The 23,293-nt window shown below is 72.3% G+C and carries 21 protein-coding genes and 1 tRNA gene; 5 read left to right on the top strand and 17 right to left on the bottom strand.

The window, feature by feature from the left end; translation table 11 throughout:
- Positions 1 to 3 precede the first annotated feature (3 nt).
- From ACIG36_RS22610 to ACIG36_RS22645, 8 genes are all read right to left on the bottom strand, one after another.
- The gene (locus ACIG36_RS22610; RefSeq protein WP_399930588.1) at positions 4 to 822 is read right to left on the bottom strand and encodes a TrmH family RNA methyltransferase; all 819 of its coding nucleotides are present in this window, start codon (positions 820 to 822) and stop codon (positions 4 to 6) included.
- 64 nt (positions 823 to 886) lie between these two features.
- The gene (cobA, locus tag ACIG36_RS22615; protein ID WP_399930591.1) at positions 887 to 2,098 is read right to left on the bottom strand and encodes a uroporphyrinogen-III C-methyltransferase; all 1,212 of its coding nucleotides are present in this window, start codon (positions 2,096 to 2,098) and stop codon (positions 887 to 889) included.
- 316 nt (positions 2,099 to 2,414) lie between these two features.
- Complete coding sequence (gene cobT / locus ACIG36_RS22620) at positions 2,415 to 5,930, bottom strand: nicotinate-nucleotide--dimethylbenzimidazole phosphoribosyltransferase (RefSeq protein ID WP_399930594.1); 3,516 nt, start codon at positions 5,928 to 5,930, stop codon at positions 2,415 to 2,417.
- A 218-nt stretch (positions 5,931 to 6,148) separates the two neighbouring features.
- Entirely contained in the window at positions 6,149 to 7,366 is a 1,218-nt protein-coding gene (gene cbiE / locus ACIG36_RS22625) for a precorrin-6y C5,15-methyltransferase (decarboxylating) subunit CbiE (RefSeq protein ID WP_399930596.1), read from the bottom strand.
- Positions 7,367 to 7,472: 106 nt separating this feature from the next.
- Complete coding sequence (locus tag ACIG36_RS22630) at positions 7,473 to 8,126, bottom strand: GNAT family N-acetyltransferase (RefSeq protein WP_399930601.1); 654 nt, start codon at positions 8,124 to 8,126, stop codon at positions 7,473 to 7,475.
- A 167-nt stretch (positions 8,127 to 8,293) separates the two neighbouring features.
- Positions 8,294 to 9,163 (bottom strand): MetQ/NlpA family ABC transporter substrate-binding protein, encoded by an 870-nt coding sequence (locus ACIG36_RS22635; RefSeq protein WP_399930604.1) that lies wholly within the window; start codon positions 9,161 to 9,163, stop codon positions 8,294 to 8,296.
- A gap of 97 nt (positions 9,164 to 9,260) precedes the next feature.
- Positions 9,261 to 10,022, bottom strand: coding sequence for a methionine ABC transporter permease (locus tag ACIG36_RS22640; protein WP_399930607.1), 762 nt, complete (start codon positions 10,020 to 10,022; stop codon positions 9,261 to 9,263).
- Entirely contained in the window at positions 10,019 to 11,068 is a 1,050-nt protein-coding gene (locus tag ACIG36_RS22645; RefSeq protein ID WP_399930610.1) for a methionine ABC transporter ATP-binding protein, read from the bottom strand. The genes ACIG36_RS22640 and ACIG36_RS22645 overlap by 4 nt, the downstream gene beginning before the upstream one ends.
- Before the next feature lie 478 nt (positions 11,069 to 11,546).
- On the opposite strand from ACIG36_RS22645, the gene ACIG36_RS22650 reads away from it, so the two are divergent.
- Positions 11,547 to 11,906, top strand: coding sequence for a hypothetical protein (locus tag ACIG36_RS22650; RefSeq protein ID WP_399930614.1), 360 nt, complete (start codon positions 11,547 to 11,549; stop codon positions 11,904 to 11,906).
- A 1-nt stretch (position 11,907) separates the two neighbouring features.
- Entirely contained in the window at positions 11,908 to 12,348 is a 441-nt protein-coding gene (locus ACIG36_RS22655; protein WP_399930616.1) for a hypothetical protein, read from the top strand.
- Positions 12,349 to 12,549: 201 nt separating this feature from the next.
- On the opposite strand, the gene ACIG36_RS22660 is transcribed toward ACIG36_RS22655, so the two are convergent.
- The 3 genes from ACIG36_RS22660 to ACIG36_RS22670 form a co-directional block, all read right to left on the bottom strand.
- Positions 12,550 to 13,062: a GNAT family N-acetyltransferase gene (locus tag ACIG36_RS22660; protein WP_399930618.1), complete on the bottom strand. Its 513-nt coding sequence runs from the start codon at positions 13,060 to 13,062 to the stop codon at positions 12,550 to 12,552.
- A gap of 27 nt (positions 13,063 to 13,089) precedes the next feature.
- The gene (locus ACIG36_RS22665) at positions 13,090 to 13,605 is read right to left on the bottom strand and encodes an RNA polymerase sigma factor (protein WP_399930621.1); all 516 of its coding nucleotides are present in this window, start codon (positions 13,603 to 13,605) and stop codon (positions 13,090 to 13,092) included.
- Between the two features lie 103 nt (positions 13,606 to 13,708).
- Entirely contained in the window at positions 13,709 to 14,872 is a 1,164-nt protein-coding gene (locus ACIG36_RS22670; RefSeq protein ID WP_399930624.1) for a glycerophosphodiester phosphodiesterase, read from the bottom strand.
- Between the two features lie 211 nt (positions 14,873 to 15,083).
- Here ACIG36_RS22670 and ACIG36_RS22675 point away from each other — a divergent pair, with 211 nt between their 5' ends.
- Positions 15,084 to 15,761 (top strand): lysophospholipid acyltransferase family protein, encoded by a 678-nt coding sequence (locus tag ACIG36_RS22675; RefSeq protein WP_399930626.1) that lies wholly within the window; start codon positions 15,084 to 15,086, stop codon positions 15,759 to 15,761.
- A gap of 63 nt (positions 15,762 to 15,824) precedes the next feature.
- Here ACIG36_RS22675 and ACIG36_RS22680 read toward each other — a convergent pair whose 3' ends face one another.
- The 5 genes from ACIG36_RS22680 to ACIG36_RS22700 all read right to left on the bottom strand — a co-directional run bounded on the left by ACIG36_RS22680 (position 15,825) and on the right by ACIG36_RS22700 (position 21,770).
- Positions 15,825 to 16,655 carry an alpha/beta fold hydrolase gene (locus ACIG36_RS22680; RefSeq protein WP_399930629.1) on the bottom strand — a complete coding sequence of 277 codons (831 nt, stop codon included), beginning with the start codon at positions 16,653 to 16,655 and terminating at the stop codon, positions 15,825 to 15,827.
- A gap of 205 nt (positions 16,656 to 16,860) precedes the next feature.
- Entirely contained in the window at positions 16,861 to 18,402 is a 1,542-nt protein-coding gene (locus tag ACIG36_RS22685) for an MFS transporter (protein ID WP_399931214.1), read from the bottom strand.
- 8 nt (positions 18,403 to 18,410) lie between these two features.
- On the bottom strand, positions 18,411 to 18,959 hold the full coding sequence (locus ACIG36_RS22690; protein ID WP_399930631.1) for a TetR/AcrR family transcriptional regulator: 549 nt from the start codon (positions 18,957 to 18,959) through the stop codon (positions 18,411 to 18,413).
- Positions 18,960 to 19,035: 76 nt separating this feature from the next.
- Complete coding sequence (gene argH, locus ACIG36_RS22695; RefSeq protein WP_399930634.1) at positions 19,036 to 20,484, bottom strand: argininosuccinate lyase; 1,449 nt, start codon at positions 20,482 to 20,484, stop codon at positions 19,036 to 19,038.
- Between the two features lie 89 nt (positions 20,485 to 20,573).
- Positions 20,574 to 21,770 (bottom strand): argininosuccinate synthase, encoded by a 1,197-nt coding sequence (locus ACIG36_RS22700; protein WP_399930637.1) that lies wholly within the window; start codon positions 21,768 to 21,770, stop codon positions 20,574 to 20,576.
- Positions 21,771 to 21,925: 155 nt separating this feature from the next.
- On the opposite strand from ACIG36_RS22700, the gene ACIG36_RS22705 reads away from it, so the two are divergent.
- Both ACIG36_RS22705 and ACIG36_RS22710 read left to right on the top strand, forming a co-directional pair.
- Positions 21,926 to 22,471 carry a Uma2 family endonuclease gene (locus tag ACIG36_RS22705; RefSeq protein WP_399930640.1) on the top strand — a complete coding sequence of 182 codons (546 nt, stop codon included), beginning with the start codon at positions 21,926 to 21,928 and terminating at the stop codon, positions 22,469 to 22,471.
- A gap of 96 nt (positions 22,472 to 22,567) precedes the next feature.
- Positions 22,568 to 22,644 (top strand) — tRNA-Pro (locus ACIG36_RS22710).
- Positions 22,645 to 22,749: 105 nt separating this feature from the next.
- Here ACIG36_RS22710 and ACIG36_RS22715 read toward each other — a convergent pair.
- Entirely contained in the window at positions 22,750 to 23,292 is a 543-nt protein-coding gene (locus tag ACIG36_RS22715) for an arginine repressor (RefSeq protein ID WP_399930642.1), read from the bottom strand.
- Position 23,293 lies beyond the last annotated feature (1 nt).

Consider the following 23,293-nt stretch of genomic DNA (forward strand, 5'->3'; position numbering starts at 1 on the left):
GCGTCAGTGCGCCGGGCGGCCCGTCGTCACCGCGTAGAACGCCACGGCCGCCGCGGCGCCCACGTTCAGCGAGTCGACGCCGTGGGCCATCGGGATGCGGACCCACTCGTCCGACGCGCGCAGCGCCCGTTCCGACAGGCCGTCACCTTCCGCACCGAGCATGAGCGCGACGCGGTCCAGGCGGTGCGGGGCGGCCTCGTCCATCGACGTGGCCCGCTCGTGCGGAGTGAGGGCCAGCAGGCGGAACCCCGCCTCCCGAACCGTCTCCAGGTCGCGCGGCCACGTCTCCAGGCGGGCGTAGGGGACGGCGAAGACGGCCCCCATCGAGACCTTCACCGAGCGGCGGTAGAGCGGATCGGCGCAGTCCGGGGAGAGCAGGACCGCGTCCATGCCGAGGGCGGCGGCGCTCCGGAAGATCGCCCCGATGTTGGTGTGGTCCACCAGCGACTCCAGCACGGCCACCCGCCGGGCGTCGCGCAGCAGTTCCCCCGCCGCGGGCAGCGGCTTGCGGGCCATGGAGGCGAGCGCGCCGCGGTGCACGTGATAGCCCGTCACCCGCTCCGCCAGGTCCGGGGTCACCGTGTAGACGGGGGCGGCGCTGTCGTCGATGACATCGCGCATCACCTCCGTCCACTTGGGCGTCAGCAGCATCGACCGCATCTCGTAGCCGGCCTCCAGGGCGCGCCGGATCACCTTCTCGCCCTCGGCGATGAAGAGGCCCTCGGCGGGCTCGCGGCGGCGGCGCAGCTCCACGTCGGTCAGGCCGGTGTAGTCGTGCAGGCGCGGGTCGCCGGGGGCGTCGATGGTGATGAGTTCGGCCATGGGTGTGTGCCTTGATCTGCTGGGCTTCTGGTGTGGTTGCGGTGCCGGGTCCTGCGTCCCCGCGCTACGGGGCCACCGTCACGACCTCGCCGATCACGATGACGGCCGGTGGGCGTATGCCTTCCGACTTGACCCGCTCCCCCGCCGTCGCCAGGGTCGCGTCCACGCGGCGCTGGGCGGCCGTGGTGCCTTCCTGGACTATCGCGACCGGCGTCCCGGCCGGGCGGCCGTGCTCCATGAGGCGGGCCGCGATCGCGGCGATGTTCTCCACCGACATCAGCAGGACGAGCGTGCCGTGCAGGCGGGCCAGCGCCTCCCAGTCGACGAGCGAGCGCGGGTCGTCGGGCGCGACGTGGCCGCTGACGACGGTGAAGCCGTGGGCCACTCCGCGGTGGGTGACCGGGATGCCGGCCGCGCCCGGCACGCTGATCGAGCTGGAGATGCCCGGTACGACCGTGCAGGGGATGCCGTGTTCGGCCAGGGCCTGGACCTCTTCCATGCCGCGGCCGAAGACGAACGGGTCGCCGCCCTTGAGGCGGACGACCGCCTTGCCGGCCTTGGCGTGCTCGACGAGGGCGTTGTTGATGGCCTCCTGGGCCATGAAGCGGCCGTAGGGGATCTTGGCCGCGTCGATGACCTCGACGTGCGGGGGCAGTTCGTCGAGGAGGTCGCGGGGGCCGAGGCGGTCGGCGATGACGACGTCCGCCTCGGCGAGCAGCCGGCGGCCGCGCACGGTGATCAGGTCGGGGTCGCCGGGGCCGCCGCCGACGAGGGCGACGACGCCGGCGGCGCGGGTGCGGTGGTGAGGGGCGGCCAGGGAGCCGTCGCGCAGGCCTTCGACGACGGCGTCGCGGACGGCGGCGGAGCGGCGGGGGTCCTGGCCGGTGAGGACGGCGACGGTGACGCCCGCGGCGCGGCCGGTGGCCGGGGTCCAGGCGGAGGCGGCGCCGGCGTCGTCGCTGCGTACGGCCCAGACGCGGCGGGCCTCGGCCTCGGCGGAGGCGGCCTCGTTCGCGGCGGGGTCGTCGGTGGAGATCAGGGCGTACCAGGCGCCGTCCAGGTCGCCGTCGCGGTAACGGCGGCGCTCCCAGCGCAGTTCACCGGCCTCGGCCATGGCCTCGACGGAGGGGGTGGCGGAGGGCGAGATCAGCAGGACGTCGGCGCCGGCGGCCAGGAGGGCGGGCAGGCGGCGCTGGGCGACCTGCCCGGCCCCGAGGACCACTACCCGGCGCCCGGCGAGGCGCAGTCCGACGGGGTAGGCGGGGTGCTCGGCCATGGTGCTCTCCTCGTACGAATGCGCTGGTGGGGCCACCTTACGTGGGTGCGGGTTTGTTGTGGGGCGGGGCCGGGTCGGTCTGGGACGGGCCCTTCTGGGGCTGGATTATTTACGGCCCCCCTCCTGCGCAGAGGTGGGCCGGAACGTCGCCGCAAATAACCCTTACGCCCCTGCCAGGGCCCATCCCAGCCCGCCCCGGCCCCTCACGCCGCCTGCTACCTGCGGGTTGTGGGCAGTCGTTCCGCTGGGGCGGAACGGGTGGGCACAACCGGAACGACGGCCCGCACCCTAGGCGGTAACCCCGGTGCCGGGCACGTCAGCCCTTCTCGGTCACCCCAGCGGTGTCGAACGTCGCCACTTCGTGCATCGCGCGCGCAGCGCTTTGCACCACCGGCAGCGCCAGCAACGCCCCCGTGCCTTCGCCGAGGCGGAGGTCGAGGTCGACCAGCGGGCGCAGCCCCAGCTTGGTCAGGGCCGCCACATGCCCCGGCTCCGCGCTGCGGTGCCCGGCGATGCAGGCCGCCAAGGCCTCCGGCGCGATGGCCCGTGCGACGAGCGCCGCCGCCCCCGCGCTCACACCGTCGAGGATCACCGGCGTGCGCAGCGACGCACCGCCCAGGATCAGGCCGACGAGCGCGGCGTGCTCCAGACCGCCGACCGCGGCCAGGACGCCGATCGGGTCCTCCGGGTCCGGCTGGTGGAGTTCGAGGGCGCGCCGGACCACGTCGATCTTGCGGGCGTGCATCTCGTCGTTGATGCCCGTGCCCCGTCCGGTGATCTCCGCCGGGTCCGCGCCGGTGTAGACGGCGATCAGGGCGGCCGACACGGTGGTGTTGGCGATGCCCATCTCGCCCGTCAGCAGGGCCTTGTTGCCGGCCGTCACCAGGTCGCGGGCCGTCTCGATGCCCACCTCGACGGCCTGCAGCGCCTCCTCGCGGGTCATCGCGGGGCCGCTGGTGAAGTCGTTGGTGCCGGGACGGATCTTGCGCGGCAGCAGGCCCGGCGTACTGGGCAGCTCGCCCGCGACGCCCACGTCCACGACGCAGACCTCGGCACCCACCTGGTTGGCGAAGGCGTTGCACACCGCGCCGCCGCCCAGGAAGTTGGCGACCATCTGCGAGGTGACCTCCTGGGGCCAGGCCGTGACGCCCTGGTGGTGCACCCCGTGGTCCCCCGCGAAGATCGCGACGGCGGCCGGCTCCGGGATCGGCGGCGGGCACTTGCGCGACAGGCCGCACAGCTGCGCCGAGATGATCTCCAGCATGCCGAGCGCGCCCGACGGCTTGGTCATCCGCTTCTGGCGCTCCCACGCCTCGCCGAGCGCCTTGGCGTCCAGCGGGCGGATGCCGCGCAGGGTCTCGGCGAGCAGGTCGTGCGGGTCCTCGCCGGGCAGCGCCCGGCGGCCGTAGGCCTCCTCGTGGACCACCCAGGACAGGGGGCGGCGCTTCGACCAGCCGGCCTGCATCAGCTCGGGCTCGTCCGGGAATTCGTCGACGTAGCCCACGCAGAGGTAGGCCACGACCTCGAGGTGCTCGGGCAGGTCCAGCGCGCGGACCATCTCGCGCTCGTCGAAGAAGCTGACCCAGCCCACCCCCAGGCCCTCGGCGCGGGCCGCCAGCCAGAGGTTCTCCACGGCCAGCGCGGAGGAGTACGGCGCCATCTGGGGCTGGGTGTGCCGCCCCAGCGTGTGACGGCCGCCCCGGGTCGGATCGGCGGTCACCACGATGTTGACGGGCGTGTCGAGGATGGCCTCGATCTTCAGTTCCTTGAACTGCTTGGCCCGTGCCTTCGGGAGCGACTTGGCGTATGCCTCGCGCTGGCGTGCCGCCAGCTCGTGCATGCTGCGGCGCGTCTCCTCGGAACGGATGACGACGAAGTCCCACGGCTGCGAGTGCCCCACGCTGGGCGCCGTGTGCGCGGCCTCCAGGACGCGCAGCAGCACCTCGTGCGGGATCGGGTCGCGGCGGAAGCCGTTGCGGATGTCGCGGCGCTCCCGCATCACGCGGTGCACGGCCGCGCGCTCGGCCTCGTCGTAACCGACGGCCGGGGGACCGGCCGGCTCGGCCTCCGGCTCGGGCGCGGCTTCGGGCGCCGTCTCCGGTTCGGGGGCGGGCTCGGGTGCCTGCGCCTGGGCCGGGACGACGGCGGGCGCCTGCGGCTCCGCCTCGGTCGCTTCCGGCTCGGACGGTACGAGGCGGATGTGGGCGGGCTCGGGGGCGGGCTCCGGTTCCGGCACGGGCGCGGCCTCCGGTGTCTGCGCCGACACCGGCTCCACGGGCCCGGCCGGCGGTGCCGCCTCCTCCGGTACCGGCTCGGCGGCCACCTCGGGCGCGCGCTGCGCGGGCACGACGACCGGTTCCGTGACGGGTTCCACGACCTGTTCCGCCATCGGTTCCGCGACCGGTTCCGCGGCTGTTTCCGGTACAGCGGTCTCCATCGGGGCCGGCTCTGCCGCGACCGGCTCCACCGGGGCGGGCTGCGGGATTGTCTCCGCGACGGGTGCCGCAACCGGTTCGGCAACGGGTTCAGCAACGGGCTCGGCGACCTGTTCGGGCGTCACCTCCCCCTCGGGCATGGCCGGGACAGCGACAGCGGGCTCCGCGACGGGCTCGGCGGCCGCCACGGGCTCGGCCGGTTCCGGAACCGCCACCGGCGCGGCGGCCTCCGCCGCCTCGGGCTCGGCCGGTACGGCCGGCTCCGACGGGACGTCAACGGGCGCTTCCGGCAACGCGACGGCCGGCACCTCGGCCACCGGGGCCTCGACCACGGGAGCCGCCGGCACCTCACCGACCGCAGCCGCGGGCGCCTCGGCCACCGGAGCGATCGGCACCTCGGCAGCGTCGGCCACCGGCACCTCGGCAGCCTGCTGCTCCGGCTCGGGAGCCGCAGCCGGTTCCGGGGCGGGCACGCTCTCCGGGGCCGCTTCCGCGACCGGCGCGGCCGACGCCTGCTCGGCGACGGTCTGCGTCAGGGCGGCCGCCTCCTGGGTCGCCCTGGCGATGACGGCCTGTGCGGCATCGGCGCCCGGCACGGGCGGCACCGGCTGCGCGGTCTGCGCCGGCTCGGGCGGCACGACCGGAGCCTGCGGCTCCGGGGCGGGTTCGGGGGCCGGGACGGGCGCGGCCTCCGCGACCGGCTCGGAGCCGAGGTCCAGGCCACCGCCCACCGGCTCGGCGGGCGGGACCACTGCCGCTGAAACCGCGTCAGCCTGCGGTGCCGGCGCGGTGCTCTCGGGGGACTCCCCGGCGTCTATTTCGTGCCCGGCCACGGCCGGGACGGGCGCGGCCTGCGGGGTGAGGCCGCCGGTGTTCTGCGACGGCACGAAGGCCACCGCCGGCGCGTCCTCCGGCGTGGTGTCCAGGTACTCCACGCCGCCCACCTGCGGGGCCGGCGGGCGGACCGGGGAGCCGACGGGCTGCTGCTGGGTGGCGGGGCCGCGGTCGGCGAGGGAGCGGACGACGCCGGTGTTGGGCTCCGGCACGGGCGGGCCCATGTGCAGCGGGCGGCGCGGCGGGGGCGCGGCGGCGGACGCCTGGGGCGGGGTGCGCACACCGGTGTAGTCGAGCGAGCCCGTGTCGCGGCCGCCCGTCTCGTGCGTTCCGCCCTGGACCGGCGGCTGCTCCATCCAGGCGCCCTGGGCGCCCGGCATCAGCAGGAGGTCGTCCTCGTCCGCGGTGTCCTGGTCGAGGAAGGCATACGTCGAGTGAGCCGCGGGTGCTGCGGGGACTCCGGTGTCGGCAGGGGCTGCGGCGTCCGCGGGATGCGGGTGGCCGGGCAGTGCGCCTGCGTTCTCCGGCTGTCCCTCGTCCGGGAACCGGCCGGTGTCGGTCATGCGTACCCCTCGCCCATCGGTAGTGCTCCTTCCAACCGCTCACGCCCATAGACAAGAACGAGCGTGCATGCCTCGCGGCACGTTGTGTGCCGTCCGGTGCCACCTTGCCCTGTACGCGCCAATCGAGGGGGGCGTTCGGAGCATTGGCGACTGTGGTGTCGGACACCGACCGGCTGCACAACGATCCGCCAGCCTACCCTTAGCCCCTCCGGGGGGCCTCAGGGGTGCGTTCGACGGCCACTCAGGAGAAAGGCTACGGCGCGCTCGCGCTCCGTCCAGGCGCTTGTGTCGAGTTCCACTGCCTGGAGCAGCGTGCACTCCACCGTGTAGCCGCCCTCGGCCAGCGCCCGGCCGATGGCCTCGGCCTCGTCGCGGGTGGTGGCGTGGGCGACGATGCGCTCGGGGCGGCGGTCGGCGCAGGCCGCGACGACGGGCGCGCCGCCGGCGCCGACGCGGACCACGTCGGGTTCGGGGAGGTCCTCCAGGACCAGGGGCGCGGTGCCCTGGACCACCTGCAGCTGCACGGCGTGCCGGCGGGCCGCGGCGGCGGTGCGGCGGCAGGCCTCGGGGTCGCGGTCGACGGCGATGACGGCGGCGCCGAAGCGGGCGGCCTCGACGGCGGCGGCGCCGCTGCCGGAGCCGATGTCCCACACCAGGTCGCCCACGCGCGGGCCCAGTCGTGCGAGTTGGGCGGCGCGCAGTTCGGTGGACTCGCCCTCGCCGGGGCCGCCGGGGCCGTAGGCGTCGGCGGGCAGTGCCCAGCCGCGGACGGCCGAGGGGTAGCCGGGGTCGCGGCCGGCGATCCAGCCGCCGCCCTGGACGGAGGGCTCGCCGAAGCCGCCGATGACGATGACGACGTTGGGGTCGCGCCAGGCGTGGTCGACGGCCCGGTCGGAGGTGACGACGGTGACCTGTTCGCGTTCGGTGCCCAGTTCCTCGCAGATGACGAAGGTGCGGTGGACCGGTCCGAGGAGGAGGGCGAGTTCGGCGGGGCCGGCGCCGGGCGAGGTGAGGACGGCGACCTTGGGGTGGGCGCGGCAGACGTTGACGGCGCGCCGCAGGTCGCGGCTGTGGGCGACGACGATCTGGGCGTCGTCCCAGGGCATGCCGGCGCGGGCGAAGGCGGTGGCGACGGAGGAGACGGCGGGGACCACCTCGACCTCGAGGCCGTGTTCGGGGGCGCGCAGGGTGCGGACGACGCCGAAGAAGCCGGGGTCGCCGTCGGCGAGGACCACGGCCGAGCCGCGGTGCTGGGCGATGCGGCGGGCGGCGAGGTCGACGCTGCCCAGGCGGATGCGCTCGGCGGTGGGCGGGACCTCGGGCAGGGCCAGGTGGTGCGCGGCGCCGGCCACCAGGGTGGCGGCGCCCAGGGCGGAGCGGGCCGCGTCCGTCAGCGGTGAGCCGTCCCATCCGATCACCGTGACCCGGTCGGCCATCGTCGTCAGTCTCCTGGGCTTGTCTCGGGGCGGTGCCCGCGGGGCGCGGGCAGGGTGAGGTTACCCCGGCCGGTGCGGGCCGGGGCGGGTGGCGGGCGGGGCCCGCTCAGCGCCATTCGGGGAAGGTCGCGGCGTAGTCCGTGTAGCCGTATCCGCCGCCCGTGGTGGGCTCCCGGAACTCGTCGATGTCCTCGGGCAGCAGGCTCCAGACGATGAGGTCGGTGCGGATCTCGGTCCAGCCGGCGTCCTCGGTGCGGCTGCGCGCTATCCACGCGCTGCGCAGGACGCCCTCGCTGACGCAGCCGATCTTCTGGGCGACCTGCTGGGCGGCGGTGTTGTCGGCCGCGGTGCGCAGTTCGAGGCGTTCGAATTTCTGGTCGCGGAAGAGCCATTCGGCGACGGCGAGCACGGACTCGCAGGCGTAGCCCTCGCCGCGGGCCCAGGGGGCGGTGACGTAGGAGACCTCGGTGGCCAGGGTGCGCCAGTCGGTGTTGCGCAGGTGGAGGGTGCCGACCAGGCGCTGGGTGAGGAATTCGGTGACAGCAAAGACGATTCCGCGACCGGAGATGCGTTCCGAGGGGGCGCGTCGCAGGGCCCAGTCGCGGGCGTCGGCGGTGGTGTAGGGGTGGGGCGCGGAGGTCCAGGCCGTGATGAGCTCGTCGTTCATCATCTCGGCCAGCGGGGAGACGTCCCCGGCTTCGAACGGGCGCAGCACCAGCCGGTCCGTACTGATGGAGATGTCCGGAAAGGTGGATGTCATGTGCTGCTCCAACGCCGGTGCGAGGTGGCTCGGGGGTGGTACCGGTCTGGCTCGGGTGCACCAGCATGCAGCATCGGCAGGTGGATACGCCAAGTGTCAGGCCCCGCGCACGGGCGGTTCGTGTGCGCGGGGCCTGCGACCGTACGAATGGCCGAGGTTACAAGGTGTCAGCTCTTCGGGGCGCCGAAGGCGGGGATGACGGCGCCGTTGCTGAACTTCTCCTGGATGAACTTCTTGACCTCGTCGGAGTTGAGGAGCTTGGCGAGCTTGGCGATGCGGGGGTCGCCCTCGTTGCCCTTCTTGACGGCGAGGAAGTTGGCGTAGGGGTTGCCCTCGGCCTTCTCCAGGGCCAGGGAGTCCTTGGCGGGGTTGAGCTTGGCGCCGATGGCGAAGTTGCCGTTGATGACGGCGGCGTCGACGTCGGCCAGGCGGGAGGGGATCTGGGCGGCCTCGAGCTCGGTGAACTCCACGCCCTTCTTGTCCTCGATGTCGGAGAGCTTGGCCTCGGCGCCGACGCCGGCCTTCAGCTTGATGACGCCGTTGTCGGCGAGGAGCTTGAGGGCGCGGCCCTCGTTGGTGGCGTCGTTGGGGACGGCGATGGTGGAGCCGGAGCCCAGGTCGCCGACCTTCTTGCCCTTCTTGGAGTACAGGCCCAGCGGCTCGATCTCGACGTTGACGACGGGGACGATGTCCGTCTTGTTCTTCTTGTTGAAGTCGTCGAGGTAGGGCTTGTGCTGGAAGAAGTTCGCGTCGACGTCGCCGTTCTGGGTGGCGGTGTTGGGGAGCACGTAGTCGTTGAACTCCTTCACCTCCAGGTTCAGGCCGGCGTCCTTGGCGAGCTTGTCTCTGACGAAGTTGAGGATGTCGCCGTGCGGGGTGGGGCTGGCGGCGACGACGAGCTTGGCGGCCGGGTCGGCGTCCTTGCCCTTCTTGGAGGAGCTCGAGGAGGTGTCGGAGGGGGCGCTGCAGGCGCTCAGGCCGAGGGTGAGTGCGGCGGCCGCGGCGAGGGCGGAGGTGAGCTTGACGGTGGTACGCACGAAGAGTGCCTCTTTCTTGTTCTCACGAGGTGTTGCCGCCCGGCAAAGGGTCCGGGCTTCGTGGGTTCTGGGGGGTGCGGCCGGTTCGGCCGTGGGCTCATGCGGCCTTGGTGGGCTCCGGGGCCGCTTCGGCGGCCGGGCGGGGCCTGGGCACGGCGGGGGCCCAGAGCCGGCGCAGGCCCACGGCCGCGGCCTGGCGGCCGCTGCGCCGGGTCAGGCGTCGTACGGTCAGGTCGCCGGCGACCTGGACGACCGTGACTATGACGATCAGCAGCACGATGGTGACGTTCATCAGGTCGGTCTCGTGGCGCATGTAGCCGTAGGTGATGGCCAGGTTGCCCAGGCCGCCGCCGCCGACCGCGCCGGCCATGGCGGAGTAGCCGAGCAGGGCGATGACGGTGGTGGTCAGGCCGGCGATGAGGGAGGGCAGGGCCTGCGGCAGGAGGACCTTGAAGACGACGGTGAAGGTGCCGCCGCCCATCGACTGCGCCGCCTCGATCAGCCCGTGGTCGACCTCGCGGATGGCGGTCTCCACCAGGCGGGCGAAGAACGGCACGGCGCCGATGACCAGGGCCACCACGGCCGCGCTGGGGCCGATGGAGGTGCCGACGATCAGCCGGCTGAGGGGGATCAGCCAGACGAGCAGGATGATGAAGGGCAGCGAGCGGCCGAGGTTGACGATCACGCCGATGACCTTGTTCACCACGACGTTCTGCAGCAGGGCGCCGCGGTCGGTGAGGACCAGCAGCAGGCCCAGCGGGATTCCGCCGATGACCGCCCAGACGGTGGACCACCACACCATGAAGAGGGTGTCGAGACAGGCGTCGCGCAGCAGGGGCTGCATCTCGGTCCAGGTCACTTGGCACCTTCCTTCAGGAGCGCGTCGGCGGGTGCCGGGCTTTTCACGTCGGCGACGTCGACCTGCAGGCCCTGCTCGCGCAGGAAGCCGATGGGGACGACGTTCTCCTCGAAGCGGCCGGGCAGCTCGATGCGCATCCGGCCGACCTGCTTGCCGGCGACGGTGTCCATCGCGGCGCCCAGGATCGAGATGTCGATGTTGTACGTACGGGACAGCTGGGAGATGACCGGCTGGGTGGCCGCCTCGCCGTGGAAGGTGACGTCCACGACGGTGCGGTTCGGGCCGGAGGGCTCGCCGCCGACCGGGAAGAGCTCGGCGGCGAGCTCGGAGCCGGGGGTGGCCAGGATCTCGGAGACGGTGCCGTGCTCCACGACGCGGCCGCCCTTCATCAGGGCCGCGGAGTCGCAGATGGTCTTGACGACCTCCATCTCGTGGGTGATGAGGAGGACGGTCAGGCCCAGCTGCTGGTTGAGGTCGCGCAGCAGCTGGAGGATGGAGCGGGTGGTCTCGGGGTCGAGCGCGGAGGTCGACTCGTCGGAGAGCAGCACCTTGGGGTCGCCGGCCAGGGCGCGGGCGATGCCGACGCGCTGCTTCTGGCCGCCGGAGAGCTGGGCCGGGTAGGCCTTGGCCTTGTCGGACAGGCCGACGAGGTCGAGGAGTTCGAGGGCCTTGCGCTCGCGCTCCTTGCCGGAGACGCCGAGGATCTCGAGCGGCAGTTCGATGTTGCTCTGCACGGTGCGCGAGGAGAGCAGGTTGAAGTGCTGGAAGACCATGCCGATGCGGCTGCGTGCCTTGCGCAGTTCGGAGCCCGCGCGGGGGCCGCGGCCGGCGAGTGCGGTGAGGTCCTGGCCGTCCACGGTGACCGTGCCGGAGCTGGGGCGCTCGAGCAGGTTGACGCAGCGGATGAGGGTCGACTTGCCGGCGCCGCTCTGTCCGACGACGCCGTACACCTCGCCCTCACGGACGTGCAGATCGACGCCGTCGAGGGCGGTGACCTCGCGGCCGCGTGAGCGGTAGACCTTTGTCAGGCCCGTAGTGGTGATCACAGGGGGTTTCCGTCACTGTCGAGTGCGCGGCGGTGAATGCCGGGCACGGGCAATTCATTGCGGAACGCGGCATAGGTGTCCCCGTCGTGCGCCGGGGGCGCGGATCGGGGGTCCTGGTGACGCGGGGCGGGAGCCTGCCGTTCCGGCTGCTGTGGCCGGGTACGGGGGCGCTACGGGGTCTCGCTTCGGGGCGCGAGGCACGGACGGGGGCCCTCAGCAGTCACACATTCGACACATGCGACGAGCAGCACCGGGCGTGTTCATCGCCTCGGTCGCAAGGATGCGGGTGCTCGTCGTGGTCATGCGGGCCAGTAAAACAGAAGTGCGTGCGAATAAGCCAAGCCTGTCCGAATAGCGGACACGGTGGATCAGTCCGTGGACGCGGCGGGCCCGCGCACGGGCGCCCCCGCGCGGGCGATTAGAGTCGTCCCATGCCTGTCACGCCCCGTCCGCACACCCGCGCCGTCCGGGGGCCGCGGTGATCGACGCGCTGACGCTCGCGGCCGGTCTGGCCGCCCTCGTACTGGCCGCCTGGTGCGGCTTCGCCTTCTCCCGTGACCAGCCCACCAAGGACTGGCACTTCATCGGCATGGCCGTGGTCTCCCTGCTGGCCCTGGTGCAGCTCGTCATCGGCGTGGTGCGGCTGGCCGGCGGCGACCGGCCCGAGCAGGGCACGGCGATCTTCGTGGCGTATCTGCTGGGCGCGGCGGCCGCGGTGCCCGCGGCGGGCTTCATGTCCCTGGCCGAACGCACCCGCTGGGGCTCGGCCACGGTGTCGGCCGGCGCGGTGATCCTGGCCGTGCTCGAGGTGCGGCTCTACGACATCTGGGGAGGCTGACATGACCGAATCCACCGACGCGCGCCGGCGGTCCGGCTTCGACCTGGGCCAGGGCCCCGGCCGGCTGCTGGTCTGGCTGTACGGGGTGTTCACCGTCGCGGCGGCGTCCCGCTCGGTCGTCCAGATGATCCTGGACTTCGGCAGGGCGCCGCTGGCGTACGTCCTGTCGGCGGCCGCGGCCGTGGTCTATGCCTTCATCACCTACTCGCTGGTGCGCGGCGGGGAGTCGGCCCGCCGGGCGGCGCTGGTGTGCTGCGCGGCCGAGTTGGCCGGCGTACTGGTCGTGGGCACGTGGACGCTGCTGGAGCCGTCCGCCTTCCCCGACGCCACGGTCTGGTCGGACTACGGCATGGGCTACCTCTTCATCCCGGTCATCCTGCCGGTGACCGCGATGGTCTGGCTGCGCGGGGCGAACCGGAGCCGGGAGGCGACGAGCGCCTAGGGTCTGTCGTCACATTGCCGTCGTCGCCCGGAGGGCGGCCCCGCGGCGTCTGGTGCGTGCTCTCGGCGTGCCGGGCGGAAGTCCTCGTACTGGACGTACTTGGGCTTTCGCCCGGTGCGGCGAGTGGGGGCGCCCCCTGCTCGAAGAGCTCGGGGGAGCGTGCCAGGCGTCGCGGGGCAGACGGGAATGTGACGACAGGCCCTAGGCACTCGTGGCATAGACGGGCTCCCCGGCGGGCCGGGCCTCCTTCTCGAGCGTGACGAGCGTGAGCTTGCGGCTCACTTCCTCGGTGCCCGTGCGCTCGTAGCCCCACTTGCGGTACAGCCGCAGATTGCCCTCGCTGCGCCGGCCGGTGGCCAGCCGGTAGCGCTTGGCCGACCAGTCCCGCGCCAGCCGCTCCTCGAGCGCGGCGAGCAGGCGGCCGCCCAGGCCGTGCCGCTGCATCCGGGGGTGCACGATGAGGCCGGTGATCACGGCCGTGCCCTCGGCGTCGACCGCCCCGCGCACCGAGCCGACGACCTCCGCGCCGAGCCGGGCCACGAGCACGCAGCCGCCGCCCAGTTCGGCGCGCAGGTCGTCGAGGGTCTGGGTGAGGGGCTCGATGGAGTAGTCGCCGTAGAGCTCGGCCTCGCTCTGGTAGCAGAGATACTGCAGCTTGAGGATCTGCTCGGCATCGGTCCCGGCCGCGGCCGAGATGGTCACGCTCATACCCATGTGCGCATGCCTCCCCTGGTGGGTCGCTTAACGCTCCTTTCCCCCGGGTGAAGGAGCCGCAATCTCTGGCATGAGCATTCTGCGCAGGCATCCCAGGCAACGGGAACGTACCGGCCCCAGAGATCCTTGTGACATTCCCAACTTCCCTGCGATTTCCCGGTAGGTCGGGTCATGGCCCGACAGCAGGGCGCCCAGCAGCCCCGGGCAGCGGCCGGGCAGCCGGCGGACCGCCGCCCGCAGCTCCCGGCCGGCCTCGGCGGCCAGGACCGCCTGTTCGACGCCGGCCACCACGCCGGGCGCCGCCTCGGCCGTCGGGTCGTACGGCACCTCGCGCCGCGCCCGGCGCCGCGCCGCACGGGCCTCGGCCCGCACGGTCGCCCGTAACCGCACCGCCGTCACGGCGGTGCGGCCCTCGCTGAGCAGCCGCAGCCAGACGCCCTGTTCGAGGTCGGCGGCCTCCACGCCGCCGGCGGCGGCCGCCTCGGCGGCGCACTCGGCCCTCAGCAACGGCCCCAGCCGGTCCACAAGATCACTCTGTGTCACGGGACCGGGGACGCCGTCCCCGGTCCCCCGGTTTCCGCGGCACCCTCGAATCACCCGTCCGGGAGCAGCGGCCGCTCAGGGCTTGACGGCCGGCCCTTGACGGTCAGCCCTTGACGAAGTCGGCGCGGGCGAGGGCGCCCGTGTCGGGGTTGTCGGTGAAGATGCCGTCGATGCCCGTGGCGAAGTACGTCCTGAACGCCGCGAACGCGTCGCCGTAGGCGTTCGGGTCGCTGCCGCGCCGGAAGTCGGCCGGCAGGAAGCTGTTCTCGTTGCGCATCGTGTACGGGTGCACGATCAGGCCCTTGGCGTGCGCGTCGCGCACCAGGGTGGTCGGCTTGGTGAGCCGGTCGTTCTTGTCTCGCGGGATGACCAGGTTCAGCCACGGGCCGATGCCCTGGGCGAAGCCCGCGACCCACGCCAGGCCCTTGGGGGTGATCAGGTCGGCGACCGTGCGCGGGTCCTTGGCCTCGACGAAGTCCCACGGCTGCGTGGTCAGGTCGTCCAGCAGGAGCACCTTGGGGCAGTCGACGCCCAGCCGGTTCAGCCGCTGCAGGCTGCTCGGCTCGAACGACTGCAGCAGCGTGTACGCGTTGCGGCCGGAGCGCCCGTAGCGGCGCAGCAGCTTCGCCAGCCGCTCCTCCAGGCCCAGGCCGGCCTTGCGGAAGTAGGTGGGGTGCTTGGTCTCGATGTGCAGCCATATCCGGCGCCCGCGCTTGCGGCCCTCGGCCTCGGCCCACTTGAGGACCTCCTCGAAGGTGGGCACCTGCCAGCGGCCGTCGTAGAGGGTGTTGTGCGGGCGGGTGGCGGGGATGCGCTCCTTGGCGCGCAGCGTCCTCAGCTCGGCGAGGGTGAAGTCCTCGGTGAACCAGCCGGTGTGGGCCTCGCCGTCGACGGTCTTCGTCGTTTTGCGGGAGGCGAACTCCGGGCGCGAGGCGACGTCGGTGGTGCCGGTGATGTCGTTCTCGTGACGGCAGACCAGGTGGCCGTCCTTGGTGGGGACGAGGTCCTGCTCGATGACGTCCGCGCCGTTGTCCAGGGCGAACTGGTAGGAGCCGAGGGTGTGCTCGGGCCGGGAGCCGCTGCAGCCGCGGTGTCCGACGACGGTCGGCACCGGCAGGTCCTTGTACGAACCGCCCGTACCCCTGCCCGCCGCGGCCGGGGCCGCCACCGCCGGGGCCGCCCCGCCGCCGAGGACGACCGCTCCCGCGCCGAGGGCCGCCGCGGCCCCCAGCACCGTGCGCCTGCCCGGCCGCTGCTCCTGCTGCATGAACTCTCCTCGTTCCGTGGTGTTGCGTTGGCCGGGCGATCGTATGCGGGTACGACTTCCGTCCTGAAGAACGGCGGTCGAACGGAGTGAAAAGTCACGTCAACACTCTGTTTCGACTCGGTCAACCACGCGTGCGCCCGGTCGTACTCACGAGTATCGTCAGCGACCGCGCCCCGTGCGCCCGACCGAACATCACGACCGGAGGATCCCGTTGTCCCGCATCCTGCTCAAGGCGTTCCTCGGATTGCTCATGCGCGTCCTGTACCGCCCCACGGTGGAGGGAGCCGAGCACATCGCGGGCACCGGGCCGGTGATCCTCGCCGGCAACCACACGACGTTCATCGACTCGCTGTTCCTGGCCCTGGTCGTCAAGCGCCAGGTGTTCTTCATCGGCAAGGACGAGTACGTCACGGGCAAGGGCCTCAAGGGCCGGCTGATGGCCTGGTTCTTCAGCTCGTCGGGCATGATCCCGGTGGACCGGGACGGCGGCAACGGCGGTGTGGCCGCGCTGATGACGGGGCGCCGGGTGCTGGAGGAGGGCAAGATCTTCGGCATCTACCCGGAGGGCACCCGCTCCCCCGACGGCCGTCTGTACCGGGGCCGTACCGGCATCGCCCGCCTGACGCTGATGACGGGCGCGCCGGTGGTGCCGTTCGCGATGATCGGCACGGAGAAGGTGCAGCCGAGCGGCAAGGGCCTGCCGCGCATCGCGCCGGTGACGGTGCGCTTCGGCGAGCCGCTGGACTTCTCCCGCTACGAGGGCATGGACCGCGACCGCTATGTGCTGCGCGCCGTCACCGACGAGGTGATGAGCGATGTGATGCGTCTGTCGGGCCAGGAGTACGTGGACATGTACGCCACCAAGGCGCGCGCGGCCAAGGCCGCCTGACGCCTTTCCTCCCGGCCCCGGTGAGGGCCGGGACCGGGCCCCGCCGGACCGGGACCGGCCGGATCAGGCGCCGCCGAGGCAGCGGGGCTGGAAGCCGGGGTCGGCCGGGCCCTTGCGGCCCAGGGCGTTGAGCACCCACTGGGCGACGACCGGGTCCTTGGTGGCCTGGTCGTGCATGTAGAGGTCGAGCGGGCACTTGTCCTGCAGGACGACGTTGGTCAGCCGCTCGGCCGGGCCGGTCAGCAGGGCGCTGGTGTAGGGGATGACCACCTCGTCGTAGCGGGTGGTGACGACGGTGTAGTCGGGGCCCTCGGGGGTCTCGGTGCCGTCGTTGAGCTTCTTGAGCAGGTCCGAGCCCCAGCGCTGGTCGACGCAGGACGGGCAGAAGGTCCAGCCGGCCGGTATGGCGAGCGGGTTCTTGGTGCCGTGGTTGGAGGGGACGATGCCCACGAGGTCGTCGACCTTGTCGGCGCCGCCGAGGAACTTCACGTAGTAGCGGGGCAGCATGCCGCCCTGGCTGTGCCCGACGATGTCGACCTTCTCCGCGCCCGTCGCGCCGCGCACGGCCTCGACGAAGTCCTTGAGCTCGGCGGCCGACTGCGGGATCGGGTCGGTCTCCATGTTCCCGTAGTTGAAGGCGAAGACGCAGTAGCCCGCGTCCTTGAGCGCCGGGGAGAGCTTGGACCAGTTCTCCACCATCAGCTTGAACGTGCCGTTGACCAGCACGACGGGCTGCGGGTGCGCGGAATCCGGCTTGCAGGACCAGTCGTTGGCGCCCTTGGGCGGGATGTCCAGGGGCGAGGCGGCGGCCGGGGACGCGTTGAGTCCCATGAGGCTCAGGGCGGCGGTGGCCGCGGCGGCGACCAGGAACCGTGCGGTGGTGCGCAGACGCATGTGGGGGAATCCTTTGAACACGGCGCCGCGACTGCGCGGACGCCCTCGTCCGAACCACGTTCGACAATGTCGACCGGTGAACGTGATGTTCTCCGGAGCGTAAAGACCGCGTCAATAGAGTTACCCGCCGGTAAAATTCACAGGGGCCGGGGCTTGCCAGCCCCGGCCCCTGTGCGGTTTGCTGCTCATTCGAGCCCTACCCGGCTCAGCCGCCGTACCCTTCCTCCAGCCGCTGACCGCGCAACAGGAACCAGGCCGCGACGGCCGTCGCCAACAAGACCACGGCGCCGACCCCGGAGGCGATCCGCAGCCCCTCGACGAAGGCCTCCTGAGCGGAGGACAGCAGCACCCCACCGGTGTCGGCCGGCAGCGTGGCCGCGGACTCGACCGCGCCGCCCAGCGACTCCCGGGACTCGGTCGCCTGCGCCACCGGCACGCCCGCCGGGACGGTGAAGTCGCGGTAGACGCCGGTGACGATCGAGCCGAGCAGCGCGATGCCCAGCGCGGCGCCCAGCTCGTACGCCGTCTCCGAGACCGCCGAGGCGGCGCCCGCCTGTTCCTTGGGCACGCTGGAGAGGATCACGTCGGCGGTGACGGTGAAGGAGAAGCCCGCGCCGACACCGACGACCAGCAGGACAGTGCCCAGCACCGGGTAGCCGGTGCCGGACGACAGTCCGACCAGCACCGCCAGGGCCACCCCGATCGCTCCCAGGCCGCCCGCCACCACCGAGCGGACCGAGAAGCGCCGCGCGGCCTGGCCGGCGAGCAGACCCGCCGTCACCGCGCCGATGGCCGCGGGCAGCTCGGCGAGCCCGGCCTCCAGCGGACTGCGGTCCTGCACCAGCTGCAGGAACTGCGAGAGGAAGAAGACCATCCCGGACAGCCCCAGCACCGTCAGCAGATCGGCCAGTACGGCGGCGGAGAAGCCCCGGTGATGGAAGAGCCGCATGTCCAGCAGCGGCGAGGACAGGCTCAGCTGACGCCGCACGAACCACGTCAGAGCCAGCAGGCCCACCGCCACCACCAGGGCGATCGGCCAGGTCAGGCCGTGCGTGGCACCTTCCTTGATCGCGTAGACGACCGCGATGACACCCACCATCGACAGTGCCACGCTCAGCAGGTCCCACGGTCCGGGCGAGGGGTCGCGCGACTCGGGCAGCAGCCTGCTGCCGACGAGCACCAGCACGGCCATGACCGGCAGGTTGATCAGGAAGACCGAGCCCCACCAGAAGTTCTCCAGCAGGAAGCCGCCCACGACCGGGCCCACCGCGGCGCCGGCGGAGGCCATCGCCCCCCAGATGCCGATGGCCAGGCTGCGCTCCTGGGGGTCGTGGAAGAGGTTGCGGATCAGGGCCAGCGTGGAGGGCATCAGCGTCGCGCCCGCCACGCCCAGCAGCGCACGGGCCGCGATCATCATCTCGGGGCTGGTGGCGTAGGCGTTGAGCACCGAGACCGCGCCGAAGGCCACCGCACCGGTCAGCAGCAGCTTCTTGCGGCCGATGCGGTCACCGAGGCTGCCCATGGAGACGAGCAGGCCGGCGATGACGAAGGAGTAGACGTCGCCGATCCACAGCAGCTGGGTGCCCGAGGGGCGCAGGTCCTCGCTGAGGAAGGGGGTGGCCAGGCCCAGGACGGTGGCGTCGACGGCGACGAGCAGCACGGCCAGGGCCAGCACCGCCAGCGCCAGCCAGCGCCCCGGGCGCGGGGCCTCGGCCTCGTCCCGCTCGTCCGGCCGCGGGGTGATCATCTCGCTGCTCACCGCTCCATCCTCCGCTGTGCGCCGCCGAGCAGCAGCTCGGAGACCATGCGGCTGATGTCCTTGGCGGCCACCCGGCCGTCGTGCACGGCCCAGGCACCGGTGCCGATCAGCCCGTACAGGGCCTCGGTGAGCCAGGCGGGTGACAGGTCGATCCGGAAGGCGCCTTCCTCCTGGCCCCGGAGGAACAGCGCGTGGACGCGGGCGTCGAGCCGGTTCCAGCCCTCGTTGATCCCGCCCTCGTAGAGCTGGTTCTCGGTGAAGAGGAAGGCGAGCATCGCGGCGATGGGCTCGGCCTCGGCGACCAGCCGGCGCACGGCCTCGGACGCGTCGCCCTCGTCCACCCGCGCCGCGTCCAGGGCGCGCCCGAAGAGCTCGATGCCGAGGTCCTCCAGGGCGCGCACGAGCGCGTCGCGGCCGGCGAAGTGGCGGTGGAGGGTGGCACGGCTGATGCCGGCGGCCTTGGCGATCTCGTCCATCGAGGCGGTCGACTTGCGGGTGAGCAGGGCGGCCGCTGCTCTCAGGACACGTTCACGATCGAGGCTCATGAGACGACCATAACCCGGATGAGACAGAGATGTCTCATCCGGGTGGTCGTTGTCTCACTACCCCGGGGCCCCGGGGTCAGCCGCGCCGGGCGTCCGCCCAGGCCCGCTGGACCGCCAGGTCCTCCTTGACCTCCTGCAGCTGCGTCGCGACGGCCGAGGGGGCCGTGCCGCCCCGCCCGTTGCGGGAGGCCAGCGCGCCGGGGACGCTCAGCACGGAACGGACCTCGGGGGTCAGGTGCGGGGAGATCGCGGCGAACCGCTCGTCCGTCAGCTCGTCCAGCTCGATGCCGTGCGCCTCGCACTCCTTGACGCACTCCCCCGCGACCTCGTGCGCCACACGGAACGGCACGCCCTGCTTGACCAGCCACTCCGCGATGTCGGTGGCCAGCGAGAAGCCGGCCGGGGCCAGCTCCTCCATGCGCTCGCGGTGGACGGTGAGGGTCGCCATCATCCCGGTGAAGGCCGGCAGCAGGACCTCCAGCTGGTCGCAGGAGTCGAAGACCGGCTCCTTGTCCTCCTGCAGATCGCGGTTGTACGCGAGCGGGAGTGCCTTGAGGGTGGCGAGCAGCCCGGTGAGGTTGCCGATCAGCCGCCCCGACTTGCCGCGCGCGAGCTCGGCGATGTCGGGGTTCTTCTTCTGCGGCATGATCGAGGAGCCGGTGGAGAAGGCGTCGTGCAGGGTCACGAAGGAGAACTCCTTCGTGTTCCAGATGATGACCTCCTCGGCGATCCGCGACAGGTCGACGCCGATCATCGCCGTGATGAAGGCGAACTCGGCGACGAAGTCCCGCGAGGCCGTGCCGTCGATGGAGTTGCCGGCCGAGCCCCGCTCGAAGCCGAGGTCGGCGGCGACCGCCTCCGGGTCGAGGCCGAGGCTGCTGCCCGCGAGCGCGCCGGAGCCGTACGGCGAGACCGCCGTGCGCTCGTCCCACTGCCGCAGCCGCTCCGCGTCCCGGGACAACGCCTGGACATGGGCGAGCACATGGTGGGCGAAGAGCACCGGCTGGGCGTGCTGCAGGTGCGTGCGCCCCGGCATGGCGACGTCCGGGTGGGCCTCGGCGAGGCCGACCAGCGCCTCCTGGAGGTCGGTGATCAGGCCGCCGATGATCCGCGCGTGGTCGCGCAGGTACATCCGGAAGAGCGTGGCGACCTGGTCGTTGCGGGACCGCCCGGCGCGCAGCTTGCCGCCGAGCTCCGGGCCGAGCCGCTCCAGCAGGCCGCGCTCGAGGGCGGTGTGCACGTCCTCGTCGGCGATGGTGCCGGTGAAGGTGCCGGCGGCGACGTCGGCCTCGAGCAGCCCCAGCCCCTCGATCATCCGCTGGAGCTCGTCGGCGCTCAGCAGCCCGGCCTTGTGCAGCACGCGCGCGTGGGCGCGGGAGCCGGCGATGTCGTAGGGGGCCAGCCGCCAGTCGAAGTGGACGGAGGCGGAGAGCTTGGCGAGGGCCTCGGCCGGCCCGTCCGCGAACCGGCCGCCCCACAGGCGTACGTCGCCGCCTCCGGCGGGGTTCTGCGCTCCGGTGGTCATCGTCGGTTGCTCCTCTGCGTGGCGCGGTGCCCGCTGCCTCCCCCGGCCCGGGGCCGGGGGAGGCAGCGAGGTGGGGGGTGGCGGGTGGACTAGTGGGCCAGGTCCCGCTTGGCGGCGATCTTCGAGGAGAGGCCGAAGATCTCGATGAAGCCCTTCGACATGGACTGGTCGAAGGTGTCGCCGGTGTCGTAGGTGGCGAGGTTGAAGTCGTAGAGCGACTTCTCGGACCGCCGGCCCGTGACGACCGCCCGGCCGCCGTGCAGCGTCATCCGGATGTCGCCGGAGACGTGCTCGTTGGCCTCGGCGATGAAGCCGTCCAGGGCCCGCTTGAGCGGGGAGAACCACAGGCCGTCGTAGACGAGCTCGGCCCACCGCTGCTCGACCTGCCGCTTGTACCGGGCGAGCTCGCGCTCGACGGTGACGGCCTCCAGCTCCTGGTGCGCGGTGATCAGCGCGATGGCGCCGGGCGCCTCGTAGATCTCCCGGGACTTGATGCCGACGAGCCGGTCCTCGACCATGTCGAGCCGCCCGACGCCCTGCGCGCCGGCCCGCTCGTTGAGCTGCTGGATGGCCTGCAGCACGGTGACGGGCTTGCCGTCGATCGCCACCGGGACGCCCTGCTCGAAGCTGATGATCACCTCGTCGGCCTCCCGGGGGGTGGCCGGGTTGGCGGTGTAGTCGTAGACGTCCTCGATCGGGGCGTTCCAGATGTCCTCGAGGAAGCCGGTCTCGACGGCCCGCCCGAAGACGTTCTGGTCGATGGAGTACGGGGACTTCTTGGTGGTCGCGATCGGCAGGCCCTTGGCCTCGCAGAAGGCGATGGCCTTGTCCCGGGTCATGGCGTAGTCGCGGACCGGGGCGATGCACTTGAGCTCGGGCGCGAGGGAGGAGATGCCGGCCTCGAACCGCACCTGGTCGTTGCCCTTGCCGGTGCAGCCGTGGGCGACGGTGGTCGCCCCGTGCTTCTTGGCGGCGGCCACCAGGTGCTTGACGATCGTGGGCCGGGAGAGGGCGGAGACCAGCGGGTACCGGTCCATGTAGAGGGCGTTGGCCTTGATCGCCGGGAGGCAGTACTCCTCGGCGAACTCGTCCTTGGCGTCGGCGACCTCCGCCTCCACCGCACCGCAGGCGAGCGCGCGCTTGCGGATGACGTCCAGGTCCTCGCCGCCCTGGCCGACATCGACGGCGACGGCGATGACCTCGGCGCCCGTCTCCTCGGCGATCCAGCCGATGGCGACGGAGGTGTCAAGGCCGCCGGAGTAGGCGAGTACGACGCGCTCGGTCACGGGGTTCTCCTTACGGTGCGATGCGCTGTGCGCTGCGCGCTCATGCGCAGGTAGGCATAACTATGCGCTACTCCGTATGTTTCGTCAATAGCTCGTGGGGGTGAATATGGCCCTCCGACCCCGCGCAGGGCCCACGCACCCAGGACGCTGGGCGCATGTCATGGCCGCTCGACTTCCTCGTCAGCAGGTTCCATGCCATCTGCGAGCAGGAGGGAGGCATCAAGATCGATGTGGTGGGCGACCGGATCGTCATCTCGATGCGCACGGGCGTCCACAGCTGGACGGAGCACGACGTTTATGACGCCGCCATCGCGGCGGGCCTGTCCGAGCAGCGGATCCTGGGCCGCGTGCTGATCGAGTTCCCCGGAGAGGCCCCGCGCGTACCGGAGGTCTCGATCCTCCGAGAGGGCCGACCGGAAGAGCCCTATTCATGCAAGGACCTCATGGCCGCGGTCGAGATCGTCTCCACGCAGCACGACGGGCCCGACCTCGCACTCAAGGAGGAGCAGTACGCCCGCTCCGGCGTCCCGGCATTCCTGATCATCGACCCGCTCGACGGGGAGTGCACCCTGCTGGCAGACCCACGGGATGCCGTCTACCGGCGCAAGGAGACCTTTCCTTTCGGCGAGACCGTGCCTCTCCGCCTGCCGGACGGCATGCTGATCAACATCCCCACGGACAGCTTCCGCCGCCACGGCTGACCGCCACCCGCACCCCCGGATTTGGATCACGGCGCGGAACAGGATATTTTCTTTCTGCACGCCCCACCGGGAAGAAACCCCGGAGGGACACGGCACCGGGACGTGGCGCAGCTTGGTAGCGCACTTGACTGGGGGTCAAGGGGTCGTGGGTTCAAATCCCGCCGTCCCGACCAGCGTTTTCGCAGGTCGAAGGCCGTTTCCGCAGACAGCGGAAACGGCCTTTCGCGTATGCGCGGACACCGCCGCGGGGGCCGGGACGGCCCCCGCCACAGGGCCGGTCAGCGTTCCTTCTGGGCCAGCCGCAGCAGGTGGTCCGCCAGGGCCTGGCCGCCTACCGGGTCGCGGCTGATCAGCAGGACGGTGTCGTCGCCGGCGATGGTGCCGATGATCTCGTGGACGCCCGCCTGGTCGATGGCCGAGGCGAAGAACTGGGCCGCGCCCGGTGGGGTGCGCAGGACGACCAGGTTGGCCGAGGCCTCCGCGGAGATCAGCAGTTCGGCCGCCAGGCGGCCCATGCGGGCCTCCGTGGCGGACTCCCCCAGCGGTGCGCGGGGGGTGCGGTCGCCGCCCTCGGAGGGGACGGCGTAGATGAGCTCGCCGCCCGTGTTGCGGATCTTGACCGCGCCGAGCTCGTCGAGGTCGCGGGAGAGCGTGGCCTGGGTGACGGACAGGCCGTCGTCGGCCAGCAGCTTGGCGAGCTGGCTCTGGGACCGGACGGCCTGCCTGCTGAGAATGTCCACGATCCGGCGGTGGCGGGCGGTGCGGGTCTGCGGCACGGCCATTCCGCCGTGGCCCGGCTCGGTCTCCTGCGCCTCGGTCATC

It is taken from the genome of Streptomyces sp. NPDC053048, from assembly GCF_044547045.1.
Lineage (GTDB): Bacteria > Actinomycetota > Actinomycetes > Streptomycetales > Streptomycetaceae > Streptomyces.

Bases quoted from the DNA above. Each gene is read 5' to 3' on its own strand.
- ACIG36_RS22610 (WP_399930588.1), bottom strand. From the start codon at position 822: ATGGCCGAACTCATCACCATCGACGCCCCCGGCGACCCGCGCCTGCAC.
- cobA (WP_399930591.1), bottom strand. From the start codon at position 2,098: ATGGCCGAGCACCCCGCCTACCCCGTCGGACTGCGCCTCGCCGGGCGC.
- cobT (WP_399930594.1), bottom strand. From the start codon at position 5,930: ATGACCGACACCGGCCGGTTCCCGGACGAGGGACAGCCGGAGAACGCA.
- cbiE (WP_399930596.1), bottom strand. From the start codon at position 7,366: ATGGCCGACCGGGTCACGGTGATCGGATGGGACGGCTCACCGCTGACG.
- ACIG36_RS22630 (WP_399930601.1), bottom strand. From the start codon at position 8,126: ATGACATCCACCTTTCCGGACATCTCCATCAGTACGGACCGGCTGGTG.
- ACIG36_RS22655 (WP_399930616.1), top strand. From the start codon at position 11,908: ATGACCGAATCCACCGACGCGCGCCGGCGGTCCGGCTTCGACCTGGGC.
- ACIG36_RS22660 (WP_399930618.1), bottom strand. From the start codon at position 13,062: ATGGGTATGAGCGTGACCATCTCGGCCGCGGCCGGGACCGATGCCGAG.
- ACIG36_RS22670 (WP_399930624.1), bottom strand. From the start codon at position 14,872: ATGCAGCAGGAGCAGCGGCCGGGCAGGCGCACGGTGCTGGGGGCCGCG.
- ACIG36_RS22680 (WP_399930629.1), bottom strand. From the start codon at position 16,655: ATGCGTCTGCGCACCACCGCACGGTTCCTGGTCGCCGCCGCGGCCACC.
- ACIG36_RS22685 (WP_399931214.1), bottom strand. From the start codon at position 18,402: ATGATCACCCCGCGGCCGGACGAGCGGGACGAGGCCGAGGCCCCGCGC.
- ACIG36_RS22690 (WP_399930631.1), bottom strand. From the start codon at position 18,959: ATGAGCCTCGATCGTGAACGTGTCCTGAGAGCAGCGGCCGCCCTGCTC.
- argH (WP_399930634.1), bottom strand. From the start codon at position 20,484: ATGACCACCGGAGCGCAGAACCCCGCCGGAGGCGGCGACGTACGCCTG.
- ACIG36_RS22705 (WP_399930640.1), top strand. From the start codon at position 21,926: ATGTCATGGCCGCTCGACTTCCTCGTCAGCAGGTTCCATGCCATCTGC.
- ACIG36_RS22715 (WP_399930642.1), bottom strand. From the start codon at position 23,292: ATGACCGAGGCGCAGGAGACCGAGCCGGGCCACGGCGGAATGGCCGTG.